This is a genomic window from Jiangella ureilytica, from assembly GCF_004348545.1.
Lineage (GTDB): Bacteria > Actinomycetota > Actinomycetes > Jiangellales > Jiangellaceae > Jiangella > Jiangella ureilytica.
Genome location: NZ_SMKL01000134.1, coordinates 1 through 5,572 on the forward strand (window position 1 = coordinate 1; position 5,572 = coordinate 5,572).

Here is a 5,572-nt window from a genome sequence, read left to right on the forward strand (position 1 = left end):
GGTTGGCGCTGGTGGGGACGGTTGGCGGTAGTGGGGACGGTTGGCGCTGGTGGGGACGGCTGGCGGTAGTGGGGACGGCTGGCGCCGGTGAAGACGGCTGGCGGTAGTGAAGACGGCTCGCGGTAGTGAGGACACGGCGCCCCTCGACACGGCGACCGGTGCACCGCGAGGCGGGCCCGGTCTCTCCCCGTCCCGTGCGCGGCCACGAGAATGGGCAGCAGGGGGACGAGGAAGCCCTGGAATCGGTGAACGCTCAGATCAGGCCGTGCTGGTAGGCGTAGGCCGTCGCCGCGGCGCGGGACGAGACGTCCAGCTTGGTGAAGATGTTCGCGACGTGCCTCGCGACGGTCTTGTCGCTCAGCACCAGGTCGGCGGCGATCGCGCGGTTCGTCCGGCCCGCCGCGACCAGCCGGAGCACCTCGGCCTCCCGCGGCGTGAGGACGCCGCGAGCCGGCACCGAGCCGGCGCCGAGCCGGCGCAGCCGGTCGAGGTCGGGCCGGGCCGAGAGCTCCCGGAACTGGTCCGCCGCGGCGTCGAGCTCCATGCGGGCGGCGTCATCGTCGCCCAGTCGCCGGCAGGCCAGACCCACGAGCACCCGCGACCGGGCCGCCTCGTACGGCGACTCCGCCTCCTGCCAGCCCATCCACGCCTGCCGGGCCGCGACCAGCGCGGCCGCACCGTCACCGTCGTCCCCGAGAGACAACTGCACCGACGCCGTCGCGTAGGCCGACATCGCGGCCAGGACCGGCGCCCGGACGCCGTCGGCCACCTCCGCGAGCTCACCCGCGGCGACCCGGGCTCCACCCACGTCGCCCGCCGCCAGCAGCGCCTCCGTCAGCGCCGCCAGCAGCTCGGGCCGGGCGAGCGGAGACGTCGTCTCGCCGAGGGCGCGGCGCAGCCCGGCGACCGCCGCAGGCACCCGGCCCTGCGCCAGCCGGAGCAGGCCGAGCCCCGGCTGCGGGTCCTGCCCGCTCGCTGCGGCCAGCCGGTACGCGTCGTCCGCGGCTGCCGTCTCGCCGCGCAGCCGGTACAGCTCGGCCCGCTCGTAGTGGGCGGCGCCGGCGGCCGGCTGGGGCGGGTCGGAAAGCCGGGCGCAGGCGCGGCCGGCCTCGGCCAGCGCGTCCGGCCAGGAGCCCTGCACCCGCAGGACGTGGACGCGGTGCACCTGGCACTCGCCGCGGAACGGCACGAGGTCCGGCTGAGCGTCGCACCAGCGGGTCAGCGCAGCGGTCCACTCGCGGGCCCGGCGCAGGTCGAACGTCGTCCGGCAGGCGTCGATGACCGTGCAGTAGACGATGCCGGTGAGCAGCGGCCCCACCTCGCCGGCGGTGACGGCGACCATCGTCTCGTCGAGGAGGGCGACGCCGTCGGCGACCTTGCCGAGCTCGACCAGGGCGCGGCCGCGGCCCATCCGGGCGAGGATGACCAGGTCGGTGTCGTGGTGGCGCTGCCCGACGGCGGCCGCTTCGGCGAACATCTCGGCGGCCACGGCCGGCTCGGCCGCAGCGGCTTGCCGGGCGTGCGCCGCCAGCAGGTAGCCGGCCTCGGGGCAGTTGCGGCCCGCCTCGTCCAGGAGCCGCTCGGCGCGGGCTAGCCAGCCACTCGCCCGGGCCACCTCGCCCTCGTTCGCCAGGACTGTGGCCAGCCAGAACGCGCACCGCACGGCGGGCAAGGGCCGGCCCTCGAGCAGCAGCTCGTGGAACGCCCGCTCCTGGACGGCCAGGCTGGCGGCGTCGTGCCCGGCCAGGAACGCCGACATCGCCAGCAGCACGAGGTCGTCGGCGGGCAGCGGCGCCTCGGCATCGGCCGCGCCGAGCCGGGCGTACGCGTCGGCCCAGGCGCGCTCCTCGAACGCGGCCCGGCCCCGTCCTCGTGCGTCGATGGTGGTCATCAGTGCCGTCCTCCCGGCCACGGTACTCGTGCGCGGGCCGGGAGAGAATGCTGCGCATGGCCCGAACCGACGAGATCCCCACCCGGGCCGGCGTGCTGACCGCGCGGCCGGTCGCCCACTTCACCGCGGACCAGGCGGCCGACGCGATGACCCGCTCGTTCGAGGGCTACCTGGTGCCGATCGGCATGGACGGGCCGGCGTTCGAGCGCCGGTTCGGCGCCGAGCACCTCGACCGCTACCTCAGCGAGGTCTACGCCGCGGGCGACGACCTCGTCGGCATCAGCCTGGTGACCCGGCGGGGCACGACGGCGCGCATCGGCGGGTTCGGCTGCACCCCGGGCTACCGCGGCCGCGGCGTGGGGCGGGCGCTGATGGAGCGCGCGGTCCAGCGCTGCACTGCGGCCGGGGCGACGACCCTGACGCTCGAGGTCATCGTCGGCAACGAGGCGGCGCAGCGGCTCTACGAGAGGCTCGGGTTCCGGGTCGCCCGGACGCTGGTCGGCTACCGCTGGGAGCCGGCCGCCGCGGAACCGCGGCAGCCGCCGTCGTCGACGGGCCTGACGGAGATCGACCCCGTCCGGTTCGCACGGGGCGTGTGCGCGGGGCTCGACGGCGCCGAGCCACCCTGGCAGCTCGCGCCCGAGACGCTGGCCGCCGCCGTCCCGCCGCGCCGGGCGTACGCCCTCGGTGGCGCGGAGGCGCTGGTCAGCGTCACGGAGACGACGGCAGGAGTGCTCGCCGTCCACACCCCGGCGCGACGGCGGAGGCAGGGGCACGCCCGCGCGCTGCTGGCCGCGCTGCGCGCCGCGTTCCCGGGGCGGCGGTGGACCGTCCCGCCCGTGGTTCCCGAGGGCGCAGGCGCCGAGTTCTTCGCCGCGACCGGCTGGGTTCGCGAGGACCTGGCCCAGTATGAGATGGTGCGTGCGAACGCTGACGCGTGACCGGCGCCCGGGCGGGGTTTCCCCACGTTTTGACCATGCGGCGGCCGCGCAGGTATTCTGTCGTGTCGTTGTGCGTACCGGAGCGCGGCACGCCAGCCACCGACCAGATCCATCCTCTCGACCAAAGCGAAGGCCTACGACCGTGCGCACGTACAGCCCCAAGCCCGGCGATGTCCAGCGCCAGTGGCATGTCATCGACGCCACCGACATCGTCCTCGGCAGGCTCGCCACTCAGACCGCGACTCTGCTGCGCGGCAAGCACAAGCCTGTGTACGCGCCGCACATCGACACCGGCGACTTCGTCATCGTCGTGAACGCCGAGAAGGTCGCGCTCACCGGCAACAAGCGCGAGCAGAAGATCGACTACCGGCACTCCGGCCGGCCGGGCGGTCTGCGCTCCACCACCTACCGCGACCTCCTCGACAAGAACCCGCGTCGTGCCATCGAGAAGGCCGTCAAGGGGATGCTCCCGCACAACAGCCTGGGCCGGCAGATGCTGTCCAAGCTGAAGGTGTACGCGGGCCCGGAGCACCCGCACCAGGCCCAGCAGCCCGTGCCGTACGAGATCGGCCAGGTCGCGCAGTGAGTGAGGACATGACTGAGACCACCGTCGACGAGATCGACACCGACGAGGCTCCCATCGAGAGCTACACGTCCGAGACCGCGCCGTCGCGCACCTCGAACATCGAGGCCGCCGCGGCCACCGGCCGCCGGAAGCAGGCCATCGCCCGCGTCCGCATCGCGCCGGGCACCGGGCAGTGGACCATCAACGGGCGCACGCTCGACAACTACTTCCCGAACAAGGTGCACCAGCAACTGGTCAGCTCGCCGCTGGTCGAGCTCGAGGTCACCGACCGCTACGACGTCGTCGCCCGCATCGACGGCGGCGGCGTCACCGGGCAGGCCGGCGCGCTCCGGCTGGGCATCGCCCGCGCGCTCAACGCCGCCGACACCGAGAACAACCGCCCGGCGCTGAAGAAGGCCGGCTTCCTCACCCGCGACGCCCGCGTCACGGAGCGGAAGAAGGCCGGTCTCAAGAAGGCCCGCAAGGCTCCGCAGTACAGCAAGCGCTGATCCGCGCACCTGCGCGAACATCCGCGAACGGCCCCGGGGGGTTCTTCACTCCGGGGCCGTTCGCGTTCCCTTCCGACCGTTGTCCCAGCTAGGAGCACCCTCCGTGGCTCGACTCTTCGGCACCGACGGCGTTCGCGGCCTGGCGAACTCCGACCTCACGGCCGAGCTGGCCCTCGACCTCTCAGTCGCCGCCGCCCACGTGCTGGGCGAGATCGGCGCCTTCGGTTCCGGGCGCCGCCCGGTCGCGGTCGTGGGCCGCGACCCGCGGGCGTCCGGCGAGTTCCTCGAGGCCGCGGTCGTGGCAGGGCTCGCCAGCGCCGGCACCGACGTGCTCAAGGTCGGCGTGCTGCCCACCCCGGCCGTGGCGTTCCTCACCGGCATGCTCGACGCCGACCTCGGCGTCATGCTGTCGGCCAGCCACAACCCCATGCCCGACAACGGCATCAAGTTCTTCGCCAAGGGCGGGCAGAAGCTCGACGACGCCATCGAGGACGCCATCGAGGCGCGGCTGCGCGAGCCGTGGAACCGGCCCACCGGCGCCGAGGTCGGCCGCGTGCACGAGCACCCCGAGGGCGTCGAGACCTACATCTCGCACATCGTCGGCACGGCCCCGGCCCGGCTCGACGGCCTGCGCGTCGTGGTCGACTGCGCGCACGGCGCCGCCTACCGTGCCGCCCCCGAGGCGCTGCGCCGGCTGGGCGCCGACGTCACCGCCGTCTGCGCCGAGCCCGACGGCCTGAACATCAACCACAACTGCGGCTCCACGCACCTCGACGTCGTGGCGGCCGAGGTCGTGGCGGCCGGCGCCGACGTCGGCATCGCCCACGACGGCGACGCCGACCGGTGCCTCGCGGTCGACGCCACCGGCGAGGTCGTCGACGGCGACCAGATCCTGGCCGTCCTCGCGCTGGCCATGCGCGCGCAGGGCACGCTGCGGCGCGGCTCCGTCGTCTCCACCGTCATGTCCAACGAGGGCTTCCGGCTGGCCATGCGCCGCGAGGGCATCAACGTCTTCGACACCGCCGTCGGCGACCGCTACGTCCTCGAAGCCATGAAGGCCGGCGGCTACAACCTCGGCGGCGAGCAGTCCGGTCACGTGGTCATGCTCGACCACGGCACCACCGGCGACGGCGTGCTGACGGCGGTCCACCTGCTCGCCCAGGTCGCCTCCACCGGCACCTCCCTGGCCGAGCTGGCCTCGGTCGTACAGCGGCTCCCGCAGGTCCTGGTCAACGTCAAGGGCGTCGACAAGAGCCGGGTCGCGCTCGACGAGGGCGTCAAGACCGCCGTCGCCGAGGCCGAGACCGAGCTCGGCGCCACCGGCCGCGTCCTCCTCCGCCCCTCCGGCACCGAGCCCGTCGTGCGCGTCATGGTCGAGGCGGCCACCCATGACCAGGCCGAGTCCGTCGCCCGCCGGCTCGCCGCCACCGTCCAGGCGGAGCTCGCGCTCTAAGGGTCGTTCGCGGCTCGGGCCTGGGGTCCGGTGGCGGGGGCGGTGGATGCTGCGCCGGCTCTGCGGCCAACCGTGGCGTACAGCAGGCGCGGCCACTTTTACGCCGGCTCCGCATCCACCGCCCCCGCCACCTGGATCTGCCTGCTTGCGCTCGCGACGTCGGCTCCGCTTCCGCCTGGGGTGTCGTGAGTCGGCGGGCGGGCTCTGCTGGGC

The 5,572-nt window shown here is 74.4% G+C and carries 5 protein-coding genes; 4 read left to right on the plus strand and 1 reads right to left on the minus strand.

The features are described 5' to 3' along the window. Positions 1-253 precede the first annotated feature (253 nt). On the minus strand, positions 254-1,891 hold the full coding sequence (locus tag E1212_RS28775; protein ID WP_131988932.1) for a helix-turn-helix transcriptional regulator: 1,638 nt from the start codon (positions 1,889-1,891) through the stop codon (positions 254-256). Between the two features lie 56 nt (positions 1,892-1,947). On the opposite strand from E1212_RS28775, the gene E1212_RS28780 reads away from it, so the two are divergent. The 4 genes from E1212_RS28780 to glmM all read left to right on the plus strand — a co-directional run bounded on the left by E1212_RS28780 (position 1,948) and on the right by glmM (position 5,359). Continuing rightward, entirely contained in the window at positions 1,948-2,832 is an 885-nt protein-coding gene (locus E1212_RS28780) for a GNAT family N-acetyltransferase (protein WP_162605676.1), read from the plus strand. Between the two features lie 142 nt (positions 2,833-2,974). Beyond that, positions 2,975-3,418, plus strand: coding sequence for a 50S ribosomal protein L13 (gene rplM / locus E1212_RS28785; RefSeq protein ID WP_131988936.1), 444 nt, complete (start codon positions 2,975-2,977; stop codon positions 3,416-3,418). 8 nt (positions 3,419-3,426) lie between these two features. Next, the gene (rpsI, locus tag E1212_RS28790) at positions 3,427-3,906 is read left to right on the plus strand and encodes a 30S ribosomal protein S9 (RefSeq protein WP_131988938.1); all 480 of its coding nucleotides are present in this window, start codon (positions 3,427-3,429) and stop codon (positions 3,904-3,906) included. A 103-nt stretch (positions 3,907-4,009) separates the two neighbouring features. Beyond that, the gene (gene glmM, locus E1212_RS28795; protein ID WP_131988940.1) at positions 4,010-5,359 is read left to right on the plus strand and encodes a phosphoglucosamine mutase; all 1,350 of its coding nucleotides are present in this window, start codon (positions 4,010-4,012) and stop codon (positions 5,357-5,359) included. Positions 5,360-5,572 lie beyond the last annotated feature (213 nt).

What these genes read in the sequence shown, in the direction of transcription:
- E1212_RS28775 (WP_131988932.1), bottom strand. Translation starts at nt 1,891, where the DNA reads ATGACCACCATCGACGCACGAGGACGGGGCCGGGCCGCGTTCGAGGAG.
- E1212_RS28780 (WP_162605676.1), top strand. Translation starts at nt 1,948, where the DNA reads ATGGCCCGAACCGACGAGATCCCCACCCGGGCCGGCGTGCTGACCGCG.
- rpsI (WP_131988938.1), top strand. Translation starts at nt 3,427, where the DNA reads ATGACTGAGACCACCGTCGACGAGATCGACACCGACGAGGCTCCCATC.